A 20,512-nucleotide genomic window follows, 5' to 3' on the forward strand; every position below is an offset into this window, starting at 1 on the left:
TCGCCCGGCTGCTTACCGAGCATGACATCGCCTATGTGGCGCTGGATCTGGAACCGCAGCGCATCGCCGCCGCGCGCAACGACGGGCTGCCGGTCTATTACGGTGACGCCAGCCAGGGCAGCGTTCTGCGCGCCGCCGGGATCGAGCGGGCGCGGGCGGCCGTCATCACATTGAATCGGCCGGACTCGGCCCATCGTGCAGTGGAGGCGATCCATGCCACCGCGCCATCCTTGCCGATCATCGCCCGCGCCCACGATCTGGGGCAAAGCGCCACCCTGACCGCGGCCGGGGCCAGCGCCATCGTGCCGGAGACGATGGAAGCCAGCTTGCAACTGGCCGGTCTGGTGCTGCGCAGTGCCGGCGTCGATGCCGCTGCGGTCGACCTCAGCCTGAAGGCCTATCGCGAGGGAAACTACAGCGCGCTCGCCGACCCGAAAGCCCCCTGATCGATTTACCGCGCGAACACCCGCGCCCGATCGACGTGGATTGAGCAGCGGTCCCCGGCAACGATGCCCAGGGAGGCGAGGCGCTCGCGGTCCATTTCCGCCTCGAGGGCCAGGCCGGCCAGTTCGATCTCGATCCGTGCATCGGGGCCGATGACATGGATGCCGGAAATGCGGGCTGGACCGGCCGATGCCGGCGTGACGCCCAGATCATGCGGCCGGACATAGGCCACCGCCGGCCCCTGCACGCCGCCTTGGGTCGGGATCGACAGGGCGCCGTTGCCGACATGGGCGATCCCGCCATCCACCATGCAGTCGAAGCGGTTCACCTGCCCGAGGAACTCGTAGACGAAGGCGGAGGCGGGATGGTCGTAGACCTCCGCCGGGGTGCCGATCTGCTCGATCCTGCCTTGGTTCATCACCACGACGCGGTCGGCCAGCTCAAGCGCCTCCTCCTGGTCATGGGTGACGAAAACGGAGGTGATGTGGATATCGTCATGCAGCTTGCGCAGCCAACGCCGCAGCTCCTTGCGGACCTTGGCGTCGAGCGCGCCGAAGGGCTCGTCGAGCAGCAGCACCTTCGGCTCGATGGCAAGCGCCCGGGCGAGGGCGACGCGCTGGCGCTGGCCACCCGACAGTTGCACCGGGTAGCGGCCGGCGAAGGGTGAAAGCTGGACCAGTTCCAGCAACTCCTCCACGCGACGCCGGATCTCGGCCGACCCCAGGCGCTGGCCGCGCGGCCGCACCTTCAGCCCGAAGGCAATATTGTCGAACACCGACATATGCCGGAACAGGGCGTAATGCTGGAAGACGAAGCCGACCTGGCGGTCGCGCGGCTTCAGCCCCAGCGCCTCCTCCCCGTTCAGCAGCAGGCCGCCCGCATCGGGGCTTTCCAGCCCGGCCATGATGCGCAGCAGCGTGGTCTTGCCGGAACCGGAGGGACCGAGCAGGGCCAGAAGCTCGCCCGACTCGACCTCCAGATCGACGGCGTCGAGCGCGGTGAAGGTGCCGAAGCGCTTGGTGATGCCTGAAACCTGGATCGCCATGGATTTGCGTTTTCCTCTCCGATGCCGGCGATCAGTGCCGGGCCGCAGCCAGTTCTTCCCCGAAACGCCACTCCAGCGCCGTCTTCACCACCAGTGTGACGAGCGCCAGCAGGGCCAGCAGCGAGGCGACCGCGAAGGCGGCGACGAAGTTGTATTCGTTATAGAGAATTTCGACGTGAAGCGGCATGGTGTTGGTTTCGCCCCGGATATGGCCGGAGACGACCGACACGGCGCCGAACTCGCCCATCGCGCGGGCGTTGCACAGCAGGACGCCATAGAGCAGGCCCCATTTGATGTTGGGGACCGTCACCCGCCAGAAGGTCTGCCAGCCCGACGCCCCCAGCACCAGCGCCGCCTCCTCCTCGTCGGAGCCCTGTTCCTGCATCAGCGGGATCAGTTCGCGCGCGACGAAGGGAAAGGTGACGAAGATGGTGGCGAGCACCAATCCCGGTACGGCGAAGATGATCTGGATGCCGGCGTCGCGCAGATAGGACCCGAACAGGCCGTTCAGGCCGAACAGCAGCACATAGATCAGGCCGGAGATCACCGGCGACACCGAGAAAGGCAGGTCGATCAGCGTGATGAGCAGGTTCTTGCCGCGGAAATCGAACTTGGCGACGCACCAGGAGGCGGCGACACCGAACAGCAGGTTGGCCGGAACCGAGATGGCGGCGACGATCAGCGTCAGTTTGATCGCGGCGACGGCGTCGGGCTCGATCAGCGCCGTCCAATAGGCGTCGACGCCGCGGCGCAGCGCCTCGGCGAACACCGCCACCAGCGGCAGCAGCAGGAACAGCGCCAGGAACAGCAGTGCGCCGGCGATCAGGGCCGCACGGACCCAGGCCGGTTCGCCGAGCGCGCGCTGGGCCGGCACGGCCAGGGACGGCGTTTTCTCGGCTGGCATGGCATCAGCGGGCATGACGCGACCTCATCCACTGTTGCAGGAGGTTGAGGATCAGGAGCATGACGAAGGACACCCCCAGCATGGCGGTGCCGACGGCGGCAGCCCCGGCATAGTCGTACTGTTCCAGCTTGATGACGATCAGCAGCGGAAGGATCTCCGTCAGGCCCGGCATGTTGCCGGCGATGAAGATCACCGATCCGTATTCGCCGACGCCGCGCGCGAAGGACAGCGCGAAGCCGGTCACCAGCGCCGGCAGGATGGCCGGGACGATGACGCTGCGGAAGGTCTGCAGGCGCGAGGCGCCGAGCGAAGCCGCGGCTTCCTCCTCTTCCCGCGGCAGGTCCTGGAGGATCGGCTGCACGGTGCGGACGACGAAGGGCAGGCCGATGAAGGTAAGGGCGATCGCGATGCCGATCGGCGTGAAGGCGACCTTCAGGCCGAACAGCTCGTTCAACGGCTTGCCGACCCAGCCGTTCGGCGCATAAAGCGCGCTGAGCGCGATGCCCGCCACCGCGGTCGGCAGGGCGAAGGGCAGATCGACCAGCGCATCGACCAGCCGTTTGCCCGGAAAATCGTAGCGCACCAGCACCCAGGCGACCAGGAAGCCGAACACCGCGTTGACCAGCGCCGCAGCGAAGGACAATCCGAAGCTGACCTCGAACGCCGCCAGCACCCGCGGCGTCGTCACCGCGGACCAGAAGCCGCTCCAGCCCAGGCCGCCCGCCTTCACGATCAGCGCCGCCAGCGGCAGCAGCACGATGAATCCGAGATAGCTGAGCGTGAAGCCCAGCGTCAGCCCGAAGCCCGGGAGGACGCTGGGTTTCCTGAAGAGGAGAACGGGGGCGCGGACCGTCACCGCGCCCCTCCTTCCCGCCGAGGCGGTATCGCTGTCCGCAGCGGCGACCACCGGTCAGCGCCCCTTCTGGAAGATCTGGTCGAACACACCACCGTCCGAGAAATGCTTCTCCTGCGCGGCACGCCAGCCCCCGAATTGTTCGATGGTGACGAGCTTAACATCGGCAAAGCGTCCCGCATACTGGGTCGCCAGCTCCGGCAGACGCGGGCGGTAGTAATTCTTGGCCGCGATCTCCTGCCCTTCGCGGGTGTAGAGGAACTGCAGGTAGGCCTCCGCCACCTTGCGGCTTCCCTTGCGGTCGACGACCTTGTCGACGACGGCGACCGGCGGCTCGGCCAGGATCGACAGGCTGGGCACGACGATCTCGAACTTGTCGGCGCCGAACTCCTGCAGCGACAGATAGGCCTCGTTCTCCCAGGCCAGCAGCACGTCGCCGATCTCGCGCTGGGTGAAGGTGACGGTGGCGCCGCGGGCGCCGCTGTCCAGAACCGGGACGTTCTTCAACAGCTGCGCCACGAACTCCTTGGCCTTGGTCTCGTCGCCACCGTTCGCCTGCTGGGCATAGGCCCAGGCGGCCAGATAGTTCCAGCGGGCGCCGCCCGACGTCTTCGGGTTGGGGGTGATGACCTGGACGCCCGGCTTCACCAGATCGTTCCAGTCCTTGATCGCCTTCGGGTTGCCCTTGCGCACCAGGAACACGATGGTCGAGGTGTAGGGAGAGCTGTTGTTGGGCAGGCGGCCCTGCCAGTCCTTGGGCAGCAGCCCGGAGTCGGCGATGGCGTCGATGTCATAGCCGAGCGCCAGCGTCACGATGTCGGCGTCCAGGCCGTCGATCACGGACCGCGCCTGCTTGCCGGAGCCGCCATGCGACTGGCGGACAGTCAGGGTGTGGCCGGTCTCCGCCTCCCACTTCTTGGCAAACGCCTTGTTGAACTCGACATAGAATTCCCGCGTGGGGTCATAGGAGACGTTGAGCAGTGCGTCCTTGGAATCGGCTGCAGCGACACCGAGCCAGGCCAGCGTCAGGCCGGCGGCGAGAAGGGTCAGGCGGCGAAACGACATGGCGGGAGTCTCCTTCGGTGGCTCCTGAATTACACGGAATTCCTTCGTGGTATCCGCGTTAATATTTCTATTTCTTGTGTAGAGTTTGCCGGTTGGCGGTGCGCTTGGGAAGTGGTTTTTTCGCGTCTCCCCACGAGAAAGTGGCACCGCCTTGTCAACCCGTTGGCGCAAAAGCCGAAATTCGCGCGAGCGCCGTCCCGGACCGCTCCGGCCGGCCAGATGCGGCCAAGCCCGTGCCGAAGGAGGGCGGGATGGGGGCCGTACGAGGGATCGCATCCGGATACCGCAACCTTGGCGGCTCCGCCCTGTTGCCCTGCCCATCGACCGACACTTGCAAGGAGCGCACACGACATGGCCGGCCCTTTCCGGAAAACAGGTACCGAACTCCCGAAGGCTGGCACCTCGCGGGGGCTCGGCCGCCCCGCCATGTGGACTATTCTCGGCATTCTGGGGGCAATGGTGCTGCTGCTCATGTTCTTCCCCACCTGGTGACGCACATGACCGCGCCCGGCCAGGGCCGGCGCGGTCACCGTCAGGAGACGGCATGTCGGCGGAGAGCGTCCGCCCTGGCCGTCTTCCGGGGGCAGGCGGCCGGTCGGAGAAAGTGACCGATTGGGGAGAGCTGCCAACCGAATGCGAGCCGGACGCGCAGGTCCCATCCGACCGGCAATGCGGTGGCGGTTCGACCCTCAAGCCCCCAGCCCGCCGACTCATGCAGGACCCAGCCTGAAGCCGGCGGATTGCCGGATGACGAACTGGCTTTGCAAGACCGGCATGCACCAATATAGTGCGATCGAAACGTCGGGCATGCGTCGTGAACGGCGCCATGGGCGCCTGTGATCGCCGCTCGATGGAACCGCCCGCCGGACGCTTCGTCCGCACGTGAAGCCCCCGGCATACCGCCCTTCGGCTTTCCCATTCCCCGCCGACGTCCGCCTTCCTGCGACCGGCAAAACGGGACCTGGACATGACTTTGCCCTGCCAAGCGGTCCTGTTCGATTTCGACGGTGTGATCGTCGAATCCAACGCGATCAAGCTCGATGCCTTCCTCGACCTCTACCGCGGGCACGGCTCCGAGGTGGACCGGGCGATCGCCGACTTCTACCACCGCAACGGCGGCCTGCCGCGGGTGCAGATGCTCCATCATTTCGACCGGGTGCTGCTGGGCCTGCCGCGCGACGAGGCCAGGGTGGAGGAGATGGCGCACCGGATCGGCGCGATGGTGGAGGATGCGGTCGCGGCCTGCGACGAGATCCCCGGCGCACTCGCCTTCGTCCGACGCCACTCGGGCCGCCATCCGCTGTTCATCGCGTCCGGCACGCCGGAAACGGAGTTGAGGCGGATCGTGGAGCGGCGCGGCTGGTCGCCCCTGTTCGCCGAAGTGGCCGGCAGCCCGCGCCACAAGAGCGACGTCGTCGCCGACCTGATCACCCGCCACGGTCTCGCGCCCGCCCGCAGCGTCTTCGTCGGCGACGCCCTGACCGATCTGGAGGCGGCGCAGACCAACGGCCTGCCCTTCATCGGGATCGTTCGTCCGGGCGCGGAGAACGTGTTTCCCGCCGGAACCCGCATCGAACCCGACCTGACCGCGCTGGAAAGCGCCATCGCCACCGTCCTCGTCCACGGCGGCTGACGGTCGCTGCGACCAGCAGGGGCGGCGAACGGGGCGGGTGAACGGGACTGGCCCGCCGCCCTCCCCCACCTGCGGCAAACTGTCCGCCAAACCTCCCAAGGCCGGAAGCGGTTTGCCTTCTACTCTAATATATTAGTATAATAATGCCATGTTCCATCCGGCGAGGCCCAGACCATGACCGCGGACCCATTGGAAACCGCATTGCTCCTGCGTGTGGCGATGACCCTGGGGCTGCTGCTTCTCGGTTTTCTGTAACCTCTTCCACAGGGATGCCTGGACAATGGCGACCTATACCGACCTCAGGCGCGAGGATTTCCGCGCCACCATCGACGGCAAGCCGGTGGACCTGTTCACCCTGCGCAACCGCCACGGCATGGTGGTGCGGATCACCAATTACGGCTCCAAGATCGAGCAGATCCTGGTCCCCGACCGCGACGGCACGCTGGGCGACGTCGTCCAGGGCTATGACGGCATCGACGGCGCGATGGGCGGCCAGCCCTCCATGGGCTCCTTCATCGGACGCTATTGCGGACGCATCGACGGCGGCCGCTTCACGCTGGACGGGGTTGGCCACCGGACGGCGGTCAACAGCCCGCCCAACACCCTGCATGGCGGCCAGCGCGGCTCGCGCTTCCGTGTCTTCGACGCCCGCCAGCTCGACGAGTCCAGCCTGGAGCTGACCTACGTCTTCCAGGACGGCGAGGAGGGGTTCCCGGGCACCCTGCCGGTGCGGCTGGTCTATTCGGTCGGCGACGACAACGCCCTGACCATCGCCTGGACCGCGGTGGCCGCCGACAAGACCACCGTCGCCAACTTCACCGACCACACCTTCTTCAACCTGTCGGGCGATCTCGGATCCTCGATCCTCGACCATGTCGCGACCGTCAATGCCGGCCGCTATCTGGCGCTCGGCGATACTGCGGTGCCGACCGGCGAGCTGGTGGACGTGACCGGCACGCCGCATGACTTCCGCACGCCCGCCGCCTTCGGCGCCCGCATCGACGCCGACGACCGCATGCTGACACTCGGCAAGGGATACGACCTGCATTACGCGATCGACCGGCCGGACGCTCCGACATCGGCTCCGGTCCTGCAGGCCCGCTTCCTCCACCCCGCCAGCGGCCGGACGCTGGAAGTGCTGTCCACCGAACCCGGGCTGCAGCTCTACACCGGGAATAACCTGGAAGGCAAAGCCCCGCGGGACGTCGGCAAGGGCGGTACGCTCTACACTAGGTACAGCGCCTTCTGCGCGGAGCCTTCGCGGTTCCCGAACGCCGTCAACATCCCTTCCTTCCCTTCGACCGTGCTGCACCCCGGCCAATGGTATGCCGGGTCCATCGTCTACCGGTTCGGCGTGGCCTGAGGCGGCAGGCTCCGTTCCCCGCCCGCTCCCCTCTTCCCGACCCCGGTCACGCACGGCCGTCCTCTCTTCTCTTCGGAGTCCGTTACGCCATGAGCACCAGCAAGCCGATCCGCCGCTACCGGCAGACGAAGATCGTCGCCACGCTTGGACCGTCCTCCTCCACGCCCGAGATGATCCGCCGCCTGTTCGAAACCGGCGTCGACGTCTTCCGCCTGAATTTCAGCCACGGCAGCCACCAGGACCATGGCGAGCGCGTCCGCGCCATCCGCGCGCTGGAGGCGGAGACCGGCCGTCCCGTCGCCATCATGGCCGACCTGCAGGGCCCGAAGCTGCGGCTCGGCCGCTTCGCCGACGGCCCGGTGACGCTCAGCGCCGGCCAGCCCTTCTGCCTCGACCTGCTGTCGGAGCCGGGTGACGCCCGCCGCGTCGGCATGCCGCATCCGGAGATCTTCGCGGCCCTGGTTCCGGATGCCGAACTGCTGCTGGACGACGGCAAGGTGCGGCTGCGGGTGACCGCCTGCGGCGCCGACTTCGCCGAGACGGTGGTGGTGTCCGGCACCAAGCTGTCAGACCGCAAGGGCGTCAATGTTCCCGGCGTGGTGCTGCCGCTGTCGCCGCTGACACCCAAGGACCGCGCCGATCTCGACTTCGCGCTCGACCAGGGGGTCGACTGGGTGGCGCTCAGCTTCGTCCAGCGGCCCGAGGACGTGGCGGAGGCGCGCAAGCTGATCGCCGGCCGCGCCGCCCTGCTGTCGAAGCTGGAGAAGCCGCAGGCGATCCAGCATCTCGACCGCATCGTCGAGATGTCGGACGGCGTCATGGTGGCGCGTGGTGACCTGGGCGTCGAGATGCCGCCGGAGGACGTGCCCTCCATCCAGAAGCGCATCGTCCGCGCCGCCCGTCTGGCCGGCAAGCCGGTGATCGTCGCCACCCAGATGCTGGAATCGATGATCTCCGCCCCGGCCCCGACCCGCGCCGAGGCATCCGACGTCGCCACCGCGGTGTTCGACGGCGCCGATGCCGTCATGCTGTCGGCCGAAACCGCATCGGGGGATTACCCGATCGAAGCGGTTTCGATCATGGACCGCATCGCCCACCGGGTCGAGAACGACCCGCTCTACCGCGCGATGATGGACGCCCAGCACGCCGATCCGGAACAGACCACCGCCGACGCCATCACCGCCGCCGCCCGTCAGGTCGCCCATACGGTGAAGGCCGCCGCGATCGCCACCTACACCACCAGCGGCTCCACCACCCTGCGGGCCGCGCGTGAGCGGCCGGAAGTGCCGATCCTGTGCCTGACCGAAAGCGCGGAGACCGCGCGCCGTCTGGTCCTGGCCTATGGCGTCCACGCCGTTCTGACGGAAGACGTGCAGAGCTTCTCCGACATGGTGCACAAGGCGGCCCGGCTGGCCTACGACCATGGGCTGGCGGAGGACGGGCAGCGGCTGGTCATCACCGCCGGCGTTCCCTTCGGCATGCCGGGTTCGACCAACATCCTGCGCATCGCCTGGGTGGAGCGGCCGAGCCGCCAGGACCTTCCGCTGGAGGCTGCCGCCCGCGAACCGCTTGTCCTGGCAGACGCCTGATCGCGACGCCGCCCGTCGATAGGTCCACCGACAGGCATGCCGACACGTATGTCGGCTCCGGCCGGGCGACCGTCTGACCGGACGGCAGCCCGGCCGGAGCGGCGGAACCCGGCCTCGGGCTCCTTCCGGTCGCGGAAGGCAGGCCGCAGGAACGGCAGGACGTCAGGCGCGTCGTCCCACAAGCTCCGCCAGCGACGCGGCAAGACGCGAGATCGGTGCGTCCCAGGCACCGGGCTCGTCCTGGTGGAACAGGCGCATGGTGGGGTACCAGGGGCTGTCCTCGCGGTGCCCCAGCCAGCGCCAGCAGGCATCGTAGCGGGACAACACCCACACCGGCTTGCCCAGGCCGCCGGCCAGATGGCAGACCGAGGTGTCGACCGTGACCACGAGGTCTAGCTGCTCGATGAAGGCTGCGGTATCGGCGAAATCGCGGATGTCCGCGGTCAGGTCGATCACGTCCAACCCCGCCGGCGGCGCCTTCGCCTGGGCGCCGGCCTCCCCGATCTGGAGGCTGTAGAAGACCGCGCCGGGTATGGCGGCCAAGGGGGCGAAGGCGGCAAGGGCCAGGCTGCGCCGCCGGTCCACGGAATTGGCCTTCGCATCGCCTTTGCGCGGCTCTCCCGCCCAGACGAGGCCGATCCTCAGCCGCCGCTCGCCTGCCAGCCGGTCACGCCATCGCCTGCCGTCGGCCGCGTCGGGCCGCAGATAGGGAACGGCGGCGGGAATGCTGTCGAGCCGGGTTCCGACGAGGAAAGGGAGACTCATCAGCGGCGCGCACAGGTCGCAGGCCGGCGGCGTCTCGTCCAGGCCATAGACACCGGAAACGCCGGGTGTGTTGGCAAGCAGCCGCTTCAGCAGGGGCTGGACGTGGAGCAGGACACGCCCGCCGCGCCCGGCCAGCAGCGTGGCATAGCGGACGAAATGCAAGGTGTCGCCATGCCCCTGCTCGGCGGTCAGCAGGATGCTCCGCCCATCCAGCGGACTGCCGTCCCAGGCCGGCGCATGATTCGGATAGGTCGATCCCCACATCGACCAGCGCGCCTCGTACAGTGCCCAGCCGCGGGTGAAATCCCCCTGCCGCAGAAGGGTAAGGGAAAGGTTGAAGCGACCGACCGGATTTTTCGGCTGCAGGCGAAGGGCACGCTTGCTCCAGCGCACGCTCTCCCGCCCCACTCCCAGGCAGTGCAGCACCAGCGCGGCGTTGATGATGATCCCCGCATCGTCCGGCGCCAGCAGAAGGGCGCGGCGGGCGGCCGTGGCGGCGCGCGCGAAATCGCCCGCCATGATCCAGACCAGCGACTCCTGTGCATCGGCTTCCGCGGCCATCGGATCGAGTTGGCGGGCCCGCTGCACCGTCCGCAAAGAACCGTCGGTGTCTCCGGCCTGCATCAGGCCGAAGGCGAGTTGGCCGAGGATGCCGACCTTGCCCGGTTCGAGGGCGGCGGCCCGGCGCAGCGCATCCAGCGCCGGACCTCCATCCTTGACCTCGCACAGGGCGACTCCATAGGCGGCCTGCGAGGCGGCATCGCCGGGGGCACACAGGCTGGCCCGGCGCAGCAACCGGGCCAGCCTGTCCGGTTTGTTGAGATCCTGGAGCAATGCGCCGAGGTTGCGCCATCCGGTGGCGAAGGCCGGATCGATGACGAGGGCATGCGCGGCAATGCGACGCGCCGCGCGGCCGGAACCCGTGTCCTTTAGCATCAAGCCGAAGGCGGCTAGCGCCTTCGGGTAAGCCGGACGGAGCCGCAACGCCCGGGTGAAGGCGAGAGCCGCCTGCCGCTTCCGTCCGGTCAGGCGCAGCGCTTCTGCCAGATTGTGCATGGCCGAAGCCCGGTGGGGGGCGAGAATCATCGCTCGGGCGAAGCACCTCGCGGCTCGGCGATATCGTCCGTCACCGAACGCAAGACCTCCCAACCGAATCCAGGCCTCTTCATGAAACGCGTCCATGGCCAGGATACGGCGGAGCAGCGCTTCCGCGGCGTCAGCATGACCCGAGCGTTCGAGGCGGATCGCTTCCGCGAGGATCTCCGCGCCCGAGCCGGCGGAACAGGACGGCATGGGATCGCTGGTGGGAAGCAACGGCATGGCGGGGCGCAGGCGTGAGGGAGCCGGAAAACAAAGTTATGGCCAACCGGAAAAGGCCGGCGGACGACAGCGTATCAGATAACCCTTTCGCCGCGTCTGCACGATGGCCGGCCGCCGGTGCTGAACTCCGACACCGGAGAAATCGGCCTCGACGACTTCGAAGGACGGAGTTGGCAAGGCCTGCACCATCACCTGCTTCTGGCGATAACCACCTCGGCGTTTCTCCAACACCTTCGATTCGCCATCGCGCCGGAGTGGGCAGAAGATCACCGACACCGACAGCGGACCGCCCCCCGGCCGACGCTGCCCGCCATTCGCCAAGCCATTCTCGCGCAGATCCTCATCTGTGCGCCGATCCGATATCCTTGCTGTAGGTGCTGGCTCGGACAGAACAGATCTCAGTGCTGCCTGCCGTTGGGCAACGTACCGGGGCATTGTGCTCGAAAGGCATGATGTTCAGGCGGCCGATGCCCTCCACGGTTCCGTCTCACGGCATCGGCGGCGACCAAGCCAGCTCCGTCAGCGGCGTGCTCTGCCCAAGCGACTCATATACCTGCGTACCCTCCACTCGCTCCGTCCGGCACAGCATCATCAGGGCCTCGGAGTCCGCGTTGAGCGATGAGCATACCATCGAGTCCTGGTTGCAGTTCGGCCGCGGGTGCGGCGCCAACCATTTGCCGGGCTGAGCCTTCTGTGCCGCCTGCAGGAAGGCCGCCACCACCTTGGCGCTCTCCGCCTCGCTGCCGTTGTTGCGCACCGTGAACAGCGGCGAGCGCACGCCGCTGGCGAGAAAGCCCGGGGTCGTCAGCTGTGCCACGCAGAAGCGCTCGCGCACCGGCATTGCTACCGAAACCGGCGCATCGGCATATATAGCGCCCGCCGGCAGCGCCGGGGTGTTGCTGGCCACGGGACCAACGATCACCTCGCGCAGTTCGCGTCCGCGCCATAGCTTCACAAGCACGCTCTGCCCATCGGGCACCACGCCCAACACGCGGCGGAGTTGCATCGCATCGCTCACCGCTGTGCCACGCACATCGAGGATGACATCGCCCGACCGGATGCCCGACAGATCTGCCGCTTGGCCCGGCATCAGCTCCACCACCACCAAGCCGCGTGGTGCTTCCAGCCCCACAGCCTGTGCCAGTTGGGCTGTCACCGGGAGCACCGACATTCCCATCCTCCCCTGCGGTTCGTTCGCCGTCACCGCTGCCGATCCTGGCGGCATGCCGGTCACAGCTCCGCCCCCGCCTTTTGACCCAGTCGTGGCAATCGGAGCCAAGGCAGAGCCCACACCCGCCACTGCGCCTGTGCCCGTAGCCGGACAGTCCTGCTCTACCATGACTTGGCGCAACGCCTGGATATTGACCAACATTGATTGGCGGTTCGCCGGTCCCACCAATGGCAGGCTGTCGGTGTTCGTTTGCAGCAGCATCGCCAGCGCCTGGCAGCTCGTGCCCCGATAGAAGGAGGCCGTCTCGGCCACTTGCGATGCCGCCGACGGCGCGCTCGCCGCGCCTGCCGCACTTATCGCCAGCCCGACCGGATCAACCGCGCAGCCCGACAGCACCGCTGATCCCGAAGCCACCACAAACGCTGCCATCCATGCCGACGCGCCAGTGCGAACCCGCTGCATCGAAACAGTCTCCCCCGTGTATTCACCAAAGGGCTTCTTGCAGAACCCCTGAGCCGGCTGGATTTCCCCGCATAGACGTTTCCGAGAGGGATCGCCTATCCGCCCATTCCGGGATGCAGTGTGCCCGCTCGAACGTGGTAATAGAAGCGGCGAAAGCGGTGAGATGGCGCATGCGGCCTTTGACCCGCGGTGTCCCTGGTACAGATGGCTGCGTTTGCACTTGGATGTGCGGAGCCCCCCAGCGGTTGGCACGGGGAGCCTTGCGGTCGATCCGAATACGGGTGAGATCCTGGCTTCGGAGTTGACGTCCAACGAGGGGGGATGCCTGCCTGATCGGCCCGTTGCCCGATCAGATCAAGCCTCCGATCGCCACGGCGCCGGCCGATGGGGTTGCGGTCATCTGGGCAGGTAGCGCTGCGCTGAGGTGAGCCCTTGCGGTATCAGGTCGCCGGAAGGGCACGCACACCGGCCAGCAGGTCGTCGAAGAACGCGGCGTGGGGCTCGGGCAGCCTGTCCGCGGCCCAATAGGCGAAGGCATCGCAGAACCACTCCTCGGCAATGGCGTTGTGGTCGGACAAGAGCCTCCGCGATACCGGATCGGCGAGCCAGCCGAGGCGCTGCATGCGCCGCAGGAAGTCGGCGTGCTCGTTCTCCATGCGCTGACGCACAGCGCCGGGGCTAGCCCCCCTGGTCTCAAGGAAATCAAGGAAGAAGTGGCCGTACTCATGCAGGACGACGAAGGCGACCTCCCCCTCGGGGTCGGTATCCCGCTGCGCCAGGGCAGCAAGCCAAGCCAAGTTCAGCCGAATGTTGGCCGTGCCCTTGGTGTGCAGCCCGATCGCCGCGCCCGGCCGGTGAAGCTCCTCGATGAAGTAGCTGACGCTGCATGACGGCAGGTGACCCAGGCCCTTGGCGTCCAGGAGGCGATTTGCCAGTGCCGTCGCGGGCGCGACGAACTCGTCGGCCACCCGGGACCGCTCGATGAATTGCGCCGATGAGAAGAATGGCATGCCTCGTCTCCGCTCCCTTTGGAAGCAGATGGGGACGGACCGCGGCTGGTCCTATGGGGTCTCTCCATTCATTCACCAGCCGGAGAGGACGTTGCGGGCTCTGCCATACGGGTCGGTCATCCGATTTGCGAACCCGACGAATGCGATTCCACCTTTTGTTGCTGCGCATACACCGTCGGTGGGATACCGATGTGGCGGGAGAACGCGACGCTGAACATATTGGCAGAGCTGTAGCCCACGCACTCCGAGATGTCAGCGATGCCGCCTTCTTTTCGGCGCAGCAGTTCCTTCGCCATTTGCGCGACCATCCAGGGCGAGGCCGGGCTTTCATGAATGTGCCCCAGGGCGACCGCGAGACGTTCATCGTCAAGTCCTCGCAAGAGGCCGGGGACAGCCGCAGGACCGGCCGTGGAGCGGAGCGCCTCGATGAACAGCACCTCCACGAGCTTACAGACCTCCGGTGTGCGGCCCGGATTGCCGAGCAAGATCACGTGGCTGTTGCGCGACGGGCTGGACGTGGGCAGGTCGGCGGATTCGCCGGCATGTCCCCGCAGACGGTCCAGCCGGTCTATGGCTACCATGCGCCCGAGTTCATGCCCGAGGCGGAGACGTCACGGCGCGCGCTGGGATCGATCCGGGGATCTATGCGGCGATCAAAACGAAAAGGGCCTAGCCGATGCTACGGCTAAGCCCTTGGAATCGATGGCGGACCCGACGAGATTCGAACTCATGACCTCTGCCTTCGGAGGGCAGCGCTCTATCCAGCTGAGCTACGGGTCCATCGCTGGTGGAGGCGCAACATAGCCTAAGCCTTGTGGGGACGCAAACACAAAAATCATTGGAATTGCAACGACCCGAAGACAGCCGGAAACGACGGTCGAACCCGTCCCCGAAGCCTTTTTCGCACCCATGGAAACGTTTCCATTCTTCATGAAACCGTTTTCGTGACGTCACGCGATTGCAACATCCCGCCGTCACTCTGCCCTCGCGCTGGATCGGCCGGCGCCGGAAAACGCGGGTGGCGGATGGTTCGGGACGGGATGCGGTTTACGGATGGCCCGGCGGGGAGAGGCGTCGACCGGGTGGCGACGATCCGCGATGTCGCGGCGCGCGCCGGGGTGTCGATCGCCACCGTGTCGCGCGTCCTCAACGGCAGCGGCAACGCCACACCGGAAACGACGGAGAAAGTCCGCATCGCCGCGTCCGACCTCGCCTTCCGCCCCAGCACCATCGGGCGCAGCCTGAAGGCGGCACGCACCCGCACCGTCGGCGTGCTGGTGCCGTCGCTGACCAATCCGGTCTTCGCCGAGAGCGTCGCCGGCATCCAGGAGGCGGCGGCCGAGGCCGGATACAGCGTTCTGATCGCTTCCACCGACTATGACCCCGGCCGCGAATCCCGCGCCATCGAAGGGCTGCTGTCCAACCGGGTCGAAGGGCTGGTGCTGACCGTCGCCGACGCCGACCGCAGCGGCTCGCTCGACACGCTGGACGAGGTCCGGTTGCCCTATGTCCTGGCCTACAATCAGCCCGAACGCGCCGGCCGCGCCCATGTGTCGGTCGACAATGTCGCGGCATCACGCGCGGTGGTGGAGCGGATGGCGGCGCTCGGCCACCGGCGCATCGGCATGGTCGCCGGGCGCTTCCGCCACTCCGACCGTTCGCGCCGGCGTCATGCTGGCTGGCTGGCGGCATTGGCCGATGCCGGCCTGCCGCCCGGCCCGGTGATGGAGGTCGATTTCAACGATCTGCGGCTCGCCCACCGGCTCGCCCCCCATCTGGAAGGACCGGAACGGCCGACCGCGCTGTTCGCCTCCAACGACCTGCTGGCGCTCGCCACCATCCGGGCTCTGCGCGACCTCGGCCTGTCGGTGCCGGACGACCTGTCGGTCTGCGGTTTCGATGGGATCGAGGTCGGCCGCCTGATGTCGCCCAGCCTCGCCACGCTGGTCCAGCCGGCCCGCGCCATGGGCGCCACCGCCTTCGAATGCCTGCGCTCCGGCGACCTGCCGGGCCGGTCCGTCATGCTTCCCTTCACCTTGCGCCCGGGAGAATCGCTCGGCCCGGCGCCCTCGGAACCAACCAAAGCGCTTCCCGACCGGAGATTTCCGCCATCATGATCAAGCCGTTCCTGTTCGGCGCCGCCACGCTGGCCACCATGCTGGCCGCCGCCGTCACCGGCACCGTCGCCCCCGCCATCGCGGCGGAGCCGACCGCCATCTGCTACAACTGCCCGCCGGAATGGGCCGACTGGGCATCGCAGCTGAAGGCGATCAAGGCCGATCTCGGCATCGCCGTGCCGTTCGACAACAAGAACTCCGGCCAGTCGCTCGCCGCCATGCTGGCGGAAAAGGACAAGCCGGTGGCCGACGTCGTCTATCTCGGCGGACCGGTCGGCATCCAGGCCAAGGCGGCGGGCATCGTCGCCCCCTACAAGCCGGCCGGCTGGGCGGACATCCCCGACGGCATGAAGGATGCCGACGGCAACTGGTTCGCCATCCACAGCGGCACGCTGGGCCTCTTCGTCAACACCGAGGCGCTGGGCGGCAAGCCGGTGCCGCAGAGCTGGGCCGACCTGCTGAAGCCCGACTATTCGGGCATGGTCGGCTATCTCGACCCGACCAGCGCCGCCGTCGGCTATGTCGGCGCGCTGGCGGTCAACCTGGCGTTGGGCGGCGATTACGCCAGCTTCGACAAGGCCGTCGGCTGGTTCAAGGATCTGCAGAAGAACCAGCCCATCGTTCCGAAGCAGACCTCCTACGCCCGCGTGCTGTCGGGCGAGATTCCGATCCTGATCGATTACGACTTCAACGCCTACCGCGCCAAATACACCGACAAGGCCCCGGTCGCCTTCGTCATCCCGAAGGAAGGCACGGTGTCCGTCCCGTACGTGATGGCCCTGGTCAAGAACGGCCCGAACCCGGAGAACGGGAAGAAGGTGCTGGACTATGTGCTGTCGGACAAGGGCCAGACCCTGTGGGCCAACGCCTTCATGCGCCCGGTCCGGGCCGAGGCGATGTCGGCGGAGACCGCTGCCAAGTTCCTGCCGGCCGCCGACTACGCCCGTGCCCGGCCGGTCGATCTCGTCCGCATGGCCGAAGCGCAGAAGGGCTTCATGGACCGCTATCAGGCGGAGGTGAAGTGAGCACCTGCGTGCAGGGAAGTCCGCTTTCCGTCCGGCCCGCGGGGTATCCGCGGGCCGGACGGGGACCGGCGACCGAGCCGCTGCGGCTGGCGGCCCTGCTGGCACCGGCAGCGGTGGTGTTCTCGGCCTTCTTCCTGCTGCCGCTGGTCCGCCTGATCCTGATCGGCGCCGGCGGTGCGGAAGGCTGGAGCGCCTATCTCACCACGCTCGCCGATCCCGGCCATCTCGACAGCCTGATCTCCACGCTGGCGCTGTCGGCAGGGGTGACGCTGGTGACTCTGGCGGTATCGACCGTCGCCGGGCTGTTCCTGGTGCGCCATCATTTCCCCGGCCATGCACTGCTGGTGGCATTGCTGACCTTCCCTCTGGCCTTTCCCGGCGTGGTGATCGGCTTCATGGTCATCATGCTGGCCGGACGGCAGGGGCTGATCGGCACCATCACCCAGGCACTGACCGGGGGAAAGCTGGTCTTCGCCTATTCGATGGCGGGGCTGTTCCTCGGTTACGTCTATTTCTCGATCCCGCGCGTCATCCTGACGGTGATGGCGGCTGCCGAGAAGCTGGACCCGCGGCTGGAAGAGGCGGCGCGGTCGTTGGGCGCGGCGCCCTGGCGGGTGGTGGCGGACGTGATCCTGCCGGCGCTGAAGCCGGCGCTGATCTCCGCCGGCGCCCTGTGCTTCGCCACGTCGATGGGCGCCTTCGGCACAGCCTTCACCCTCGCCACCCGAATCAACGTACTGCCGATGACGATCTACACCGAATTCACGCTCCAGGCGAACATCGCCGCCGCGGCGGCGCTCAGCGTCCTGCTCGGCCTGATCACCTGGGCGGCGCTGGCGGTGGCGCGCAGCGTCGCCGGCACCTCCGTCGCGGCGGCGGGGTGACGGCGATGAGCACGCTTCCCAACACGCCGACCAATCGCCGCGGCTGGGGCTTCTGGCTGCAGCTGGCCTTCACCCTGCTGGTCTGCGCCCTGCTGACCGTGCCGATGGTGATGTCGATGCTGGCAGGATTGACCGCCAATTATTTCGTCGGGCTGAAGAGCGGCCTGACCCTGCGCTGGGTGGAAGAGGTCTTGCGGGTCTATTCCGGCACCATCCTCCTGTCGCTGCAGATCGCCGTCGCCTGCCTCGCCTGCACCCTGGCGCTGGGCGTACCGGCGGCCTATGCGCTGGCGCGGCGGCCCGGCCGGATCGCCCGGCTGGTGGAAGAGCTGCTGATGATGCCGGTCGCCATCCCCGGCCTCGCCACCGCGCTGGCACTGATCGTCACCTATGGCGGCGTCGGCGATTTGCGCAGCAGCTGGCTGTTCATCCTGATCGGCCATGTGCTGTTCACCCTGCCCTTCATGGTCCGCGCCGTGCTGGCGGTGATGGGGTCCATCGACCTGAGGACGCTGGAAGAGGGGGCGGCCAGCCTGGGCGCCGGCTTCCTGCGCCGTTTCGCCACCGTGGTTCTGCCCAACTGCCGCTCCGGCATCCTGGCCGGGTCGCTGATGGTGCTGACCCTGTCGGTCGGCGAGTTCAACCTGACCTGGCTGCTGCACACGCCGCTGACCAAGACGCTGCCGGTCGGGCTGGCCGACAGCTACGCCTCGCTGCGGATCGAGATCGGCAGCGCCTATACCCTCGTCTTCTTCCTGATGATCGTGCCCAGCCTGATCCTGCTGCAGGGTCTGGCGAAGCGCGGCCGTCCCACCGTTTGAGACCGCTCCCCATGTCCGACAGCGCCATGCCCGACAGCTTCCACCTCGACGCCGTGCCGATCCGCCTGGAACGCTGCGGCAAGACCTTCGCCGGCGGTGCCCGCGCGCTGGAGCCGCTGGACCTGTCCATCCGCGGCGGCGAGACCATCGTCTTCCTGGGCCCGAGCGGCTGCGGCAAGACCACCACGCTGCGCATCCTCGCCGGGCTGGAAAGCCCCGATCCCGGCGGCCGCGTGCTGTTCGGCGAGGAGGACGTCACCGCCCTGCCGATCGAGCGGCGCAATGTCGGCATGGTGTTCCAGAGCTACGCCCTGTTCCCCAACATGACGGTGGCGGAGAACGTCGCCTACGGCCTGAAGGTGCGCAAGCTGGCCCGCGCCGACCGCGCCCGCCGGGTGGAGGAGATGCTGGAGCTGATGCATCTCGGCGGCTTCGCCGGGCGGCGGATCGACCAGCTGTCCGGCGGGCAGCGGCAGCGGGTGGCGCTGGCCCGCGCCCTGGTGGTGCGCCCGCGCGTGCTGCTGCTGGACGAGCCGCTGACCGCGCTCGACGCCAAGCTGCGCGACAGCCTGCGGCTGGAGATCGACCGGCTGCTGCGCGGGTTGGGCATCACCGCCGTCTATGTCACCCACGACCAGGGCGAGGCGATGGCGCTGGGCGACCGCATCGTCGTGATGGCCAAGGGCCGGGTGGCGCAGGTGGGCACCCCGCGCGAGATCTACTACCAGCCGGCCGACGGCTTCGTCGCCGACTTCATCGGCACCATGAACCGGCTGGGCGGCACGGTGCGCGGCGGGATGCTGTCCATCGGCGGCGCATCCCTGCCCTGGTCCGGGCCGGACGGCGCCCTCGACCTGCTGGTCCGGCCTGAGGATCTGGCGCTGGCCGGGGAGGCCGACGGCCATCTCGGCGGGCGCATCGCCGCCGCGGTGTTCCTCGGCGACCGCACCCGTCTGGTGGTGGAGCCGGCGGACGGCCCGCCGCTGACGGTCGACACCGCCGGGCGGAGCGAGCTGGGGCGTGGCGACCGGGTGTGGCTGCGCGTCGACCCGGCGAGGCTGCTGGCGGTGCCGTGAGTGAGTGAGTTGCAAGAAGTGCTGAGGGAGAAAAGCGGCGGCAGTCCCTCCCCCGCCCAGCGGGGGAGGTTAGGAGGGGGAAATACGCCCCCAAATCAAACATCCAAGCCCCGATAGGCCGAACCATGATCATCGTCCAGATCACCGACACCCACATCAAGCCGCCCGGCCGCCTTGCCTATCGCCGCGTCGACACCGCGCCGTTCCTGGAGCGCGCCGTCGCCGCCATCCTGGCGCTCACCCCCCGCCCCGACGTGATCCTGGCGACCGGCGATCTGGTCGATGCCGGCCATGCCGAGGAGTATGAGCGGCTGCTCGGCCTGCTGCGCCCGCTCGACATCCCGCTCCTCGCCGTTCCCGGCAACCACGACGAGCGTGCCGGCCTCGCCCGCGCCTTCCCGGATCTGGCGGCGCGGGTCGGCGGCAGCCGCTTCTTCCACTACACGGTGGAGGACTGGCCGGTCCGCCTGATCGCCATGGACACCGTCCTGCCCGGCTCCGGCGCGGGGGAGGTCTGCGCGGAGCGGCTGGACTGGCTCGATGCCCGCCTGTCCGAGCAGCCCGGCCGGCCGACCATCGTCTTCCAGCACCACCCGCCCTTCGCCACCGGCATCGGCCACATGGACCGGCTCGGCCTGTCGGGGGCGGCGGAGATGGCCGCGGTGGTGCGCCGCCATCCGCAGGTCGAACGCGTGCTGTGCGGCCACCTGCACCGGCCGATCCAGGTGCGTTGGGCCGGCACCATCGCCTCGACCGCGCCGTCCACCGCGCATCAGGTCGCGCTCGACCTGCGCGACGACGCGCCGTCCGCCTTCGTGATGGAGCCGCCGGGCTACCAGATCCACATGTGGCGCGCCGACACCGGAATCGTCAGCCACACCGCGGCGATCGGTGCCTATGACGGCCCCCATCCCTTCTTCAAGGATGGAAAGCTGATCGACTGACAAGGACTTTCCGCCCCGCTG

The 20,512-nt window shown here is 68.1% G+C and carries 19 protein-coding genes and 1 tRNA gene (1 of these 20 running past the window's edge); 11 read left to right on the forward strand and 9 right to left on the reverse strand.

All coding sequences use genetic code 11. The annotated features are described in order from the left end of the window. Positions 1-446: the final stretch of a monovalent cation:proton antiporter-2 (CPA2) family protein gene (locus ABMY26_RS30680; RefSeq protein WP_372399293.1), read on the forward strand. Its footprint begins 1,249 nt before the window's first position; only the last 446 of its 1,695 coding nucleotides appear in the window; the start codon falls outside the window, past its left edge; it ends in the stop codon at positions 444-446. Between the two features lie 5 nt (positions 447-451). Here the strand turns inward: ABMY26_RS30680 and ABMY26_RS30685 are convergent, their stop codons facing one another. From ABMY26_RS30685 to ABMY26_RS30700, 4 genes are read right to left on the reverse strand one after another with little or no spacing between them, the layout of a single operon-like run. Next, positions 452-1,489: a sulfate/molybdate ABC transporter ATP-binding protein gene (locus ABMY26_RS30685; protein ID WP_372399294.1), complete on the reverse strand. Its 1,038-nt coding sequence runs from the start codon at positions 1,487-1,489 to the stop codon at positions 452-454. A 31-nt stretch (positions 1,490-1,520) separates the two neighbouring features. Then, positions 1,521-2,408 (reverse strand): sulfate ABC transporter permease subunit CysW, encoded by an 888-nt coding sequence (cysW, locus tag ABMY26_RS30690; protein ID WP_372399295.1) that lies wholly within the window; start codon positions 2,406-2,408, stop codon positions 1,521-1,523. Continuing rightward, the gene (gene cysT, locus ABMY26_RS30695) at positions 2,398-3,249 is read right to left on the reverse strand and encodes a sulfate ABC transporter permease subunit CysT (RefSeq protein WP_372399296.1); all 852 of its coding nucleotides are present in this window, start codon (positions 3,247-3,249) and stop codon (positions 2,398-2,400) included. The genes cysW and cysT overlap by 11 nt, the downstream gene beginning before the upstream one ends. 54 nt (positions 3,250-3,303) lie before the next feature. Continuing rightward, positions 3,304-4,311, reverse strand: coding sequence for a sulfate ABC transporter substrate-binding protein (locus tag ABMY26_RS30700; protein ID WP_372399297.1), 1,008 nt, complete (start codon positions 4,309-4,311; stop codon positions 3,304-3,306). A 351-nt stretch (positions 4,312-4,662) separates the two neighbouring features. Between ABMY26_RS30700 and ABMY26_RS30705 the strand changes: the two genes are divergently transcribed. The 4 genes from ABMY26_RS30705 to pyk all read left to right on the forward strand — a co-directional run bounded on the left by ABMY26_RS30705 (position 4,663) and on the right by pyk (position 8,896). After that, entirely contained in the window at positions 4,663-4,803 is a 141-nt protein-coding gene (locus tag ABMY26_RS30705) for a hypothetical protein (RefSeq protein ID WP_372399298.1), read from the forward strand. Positions 4,804-5,278: 475 nt separating this feature from the next. Beyond that, positions 5,279-5,944, forward strand: coding sequence for an HAD family hydrolase (locus ABMY26_RS30710; protein WP_372399299.1), 666 nt, complete (start codon positions 5,279-5,281; stop codon positions 5,942-5,944). 280 nt (positions 5,945-6,224) lie between these two features. Further along, positions 6,225-7,307 carry an aldose epimerase family protein gene (locus tag ABMY26_RS30715; protein WP_372399300.1) on the forward strand — a complete coding sequence of 361 codons (1,083 nt, stop codon included), beginning with the start codon at positions 6,225-6,227 and terminating at the stop codon, positions 7,305-7,307. An 89-nt stretch (positions 7,308-7,396) separates the two neighbouring features. Next, positions 7,397-8,896 carry a pyruvate kinase gene (pyk, locus tag ABMY26_RS30720; RefSeq protein WP_372399301.1) on the forward strand — a complete coding sequence of 500 codons (1,500 nt, stop codon included), beginning with the start codon at positions 7,397-7,399 and terminating at the stop codon, positions 8,894-8,896. Positions 8,897-9,058: 162 nt separating this feature from the next. Here the strand turns inward: pyk and ABMY26_RS30725 are convergent, their stop codons facing one another. The 5 genes from ABMY26_RS30725 to ABMY26_RS30745 all read right to left on the reverse strand — a co-directional run bounded on the left by ABMY26_RS30725 (position 9,059) and on the right by ABMY26_RS30745 (position 14,404). Beyond that, a complete protein-coding gene (locus ABMY26_RS30725; RefSeq protein WP_372399302.1) occupies positions 9,059-10,717 on the reverse strand; it encodes a glycosyltransferase in 1,659 nt (552 codons plus the stop codon). A 751-nt stretch (positions 10,718-11,468) separates the two neighbouring features. Beyond that, positions 11,469-12,614, reverse strand: coding sequence for a PDZ domain-containing protein (locus tag ABMY26_RS30730; RefSeq protein WP_372399303.1), 1,146 nt, complete (start codon positions 12,612-12,614; stop codon positions 11,469-11,471). Between the two features lie 440 nt (positions 12,615-13,054). Next, on the reverse strand, positions 13,055-13,624 hold the full coding sequence (locus ABMY26_RS30735; RefSeq protein WP_372399304.1) for a hypothetical protein: 570 nt from the start codon (positions 13,622-13,624) through the stop codon (positions 13,055-13,057). Positions 13,625-13,740: 116 nt separating this feature from the next. Continuing rightward, a complete protein-coding gene (locus ABMY26_RS30740; protein ID WP_372399305.1) occupies positions 13,741-14,205 on the reverse strand; it encodes a hypothetical protein in 465 nt (154 codons plus the stop codon). A 122-nt stretch (positions 14,206-14,327) separates the two neighbouring features. Continuing rightward, positions 14,328-14,404, reverse strand: a tRNA-Arg gene (locus tag ABMY26_RS30745). A 260-nt stretch (positions 14,405-14,664) separates the two neighbouring features. On the opposite strand from ABMY26_RS30745, the gene ABMY26_RS30750 reads away from it, so the two are divergent. The 6 genes from ABMY26_RS30750 to ABMY26_RS30775 all read left to right on the forward strand — a co-directional run bounded on the left by ABMY26_RS30750 (position 14,665) and on the right by ABMY26_RS30775 (position 20,491). Next, a complete protein-coding gene (locus ABMY26_RS30750) occupies positions 14,665-15,741 on the forward strand; it encodes a LacI family DNA-binding transcriptional regulator (protein WP_372399306.1) in 1,077 nt (358 codons plus the stop codon). Further along, the gene (locus ABMY26_RS30755) at positions 15,738-16,766 is read left to right on the forward strand and encodes an ABC transporter substrate-binding protein (protein WP_372399307.1); all 1,029 of its coding nucleotides are present in this window, start codon (positions 15,738-15,740) and stop codon (positions 16,764-16,766) included. Before ABMY26_RS30750 ends, ABMY26_RS30755 begins: the two co-directional genes overlap by 4 nt. Then, positions 16,763-17,650: an ABC transporter permease gene (locus ABMY26_RS30760; protein WP_372399308.1), complete on the forward strand. Its 888-nt coding sequence runs from the start codon at positions 16,763-16,765 to the stop codon at positions 17,648-17,650. Before ABMY26_RS30755 ends, ABMY26_RS30760 begins: the two co-directional genes overlap by 4 nt. A 5-nt stretch (positions 17,651-17,655) precedes the next feature. Further along, positions 17,656-18,471, forward strand: a complete 816-nt coding sequence (locus ABMY26_RS30765) for an ABC transporter permease (RefSeq protein ID WP_372399309.1) — start codon at positions 17,656-17,658, stop codon at positions 18,469-18,471. A 26-nt stretch (positions 18,472-18,497) separates the two neighbouring features. Further along, positions 18,498-19,547: an ABC transporter ATP-binding protein gene (locus tag ABMY26_RS30770; protein ID WP_372399744.1), complete on the forward strand. Its 1,050-nt coding sequence runs from the start codon at positions 18,498-18,500 to the stop codon at positions 19,545-19,547. 125 nt (positions 19,548-19,672) lie between these two features. Continuing rightward, complete coding sequence (locus tag ABMY26_RS30775; RefSeq protein WP_372399310.1) at positions 19,673-20,491, forward strand: phosphodiesterase; 819 nt, start codon at positions 19,673-19,675, stop codon at positions 20,489-20,491. Positions 20,492-20,512 lie beyond the last annotated feature (21 nt).

It is taken from the genome of Azospirillum sp. HJ39 (genome assembly GCF_041507355.1).
Lineage (GTDB): Bacteria > Pseudomonadota > Alphaproteobacteria > Azospirillales > Azospirillaceae > Azospirillum > Azospirillum thiophilum.

Coding starts and splice junctions, on each gene's coding strand:
- ABMY26_RS30685 (WP_372399294.1), bottom strand. CDS start 1,489: ATGGCGATCCAGGTTTCAGGCATCACCAAGCGCTTCGGCACCTTCACC.
- cysW (WP_372399295.1), bottom strand. CDS start 2,408: ATGCCCGCTGATGCCATGCCAGCCGAGAAAACGCCGTCCCTGGCCGTG.
- ABMY26_RS30700 (WP_372399297.1), bottom strand. CDS start 4,311: ATGTCGTTTCGCCGCCTGACCCTTCTCGCCGCCGGCCTGACGCTGGCC.
- ABMY26_RS30705 (WP_372399298.1), top strand. CDS start 4,663: ATGGCCGGCCCTTTCCGGAAAACAGGTACCGAACTCCCGAAGGCTGGC.
- ABMY26_RS30710 (WP_372399299.1), top strand. CDS start 5,279: ATGACTTTGCCCTGCCAAGCGGTCCTGTTCGATTTCGACGGTGTGATC.
- ABMY26_RS30715 (WP_372399300.1), top strand. CDS start 6,225: ATGGCGACCTATACCGACCTCAGGCGCGAGGATTTCCGCGCCACCATC.
- pyk (WP_372399301.1), top strand. CDS start 7,397: ATGAGCACCAGCAAGCCGATCCGCCGCTACCGGCAGACGAAGATCGTC.
- ABMY26_RS30725 (WP_372399302.1), bottom strand. CDS start 10,717: ATGCACAATCTGGCAGAAGCGCTGCGCCTGACCGGACGGAAGCGGCAG.
- ABMY26_RS30730 (WP_372399303.1), bottom strand. CDS start 12,614: ATGCAGCGGGTTCGCACTGGCGCGTCGGCATGGATGGCAGCGTTTGTG.
- ABMY26_RS30735 (WP_372399304.1), bottom strand. CDS start 13,624: ATGCCATTCTTCTCATCGGCGCAATTCATCGAGCGGTCCCGGGTGGCC.
- ABMY26_RS30740 (WP_372399305.1), bottom strand. CDS start 14,205: ATGGTAGCCATAGACCGGCTGGACCGTCTGCGGGGACATGCCGGCGAA.
- ABMY26_RS30750 (WP_372399306.1), top strand. CDS start 14,665: ATGCGGTTTACGGATGGCCCGGCGGGGAGAGGCGTCGACCGGGTGGCG.
- ABMY26_RS30755 (WP_372399307.1), top strand. CDS start 15,738: ATGATCAAGCCGTTCCTGTTCGGCGCCGCCACGCTGGCCACCATGCTG.
- ABMY26_RS30765 (WP_372399309.1), top strand. CDS start 17,656: ATGAGCACGCTTCCCAACACGCCGACCAATCGCCGCGGCTGGGGCTTC.
- ABMY26_RS30770 (WP_372399744.1), top strand. CDS start 18,498: ATGCCCGACAGCTTCCACCTCGACGCCGTGCCGATCCGCCTGGAACGC.
- ABMY26_RS30775 (WP_372399310.1), top strand. CDS start 19,673: ATGATCATCGTCCAGATCACCGACACCCACATCAAGCCGCCCGGCCGC.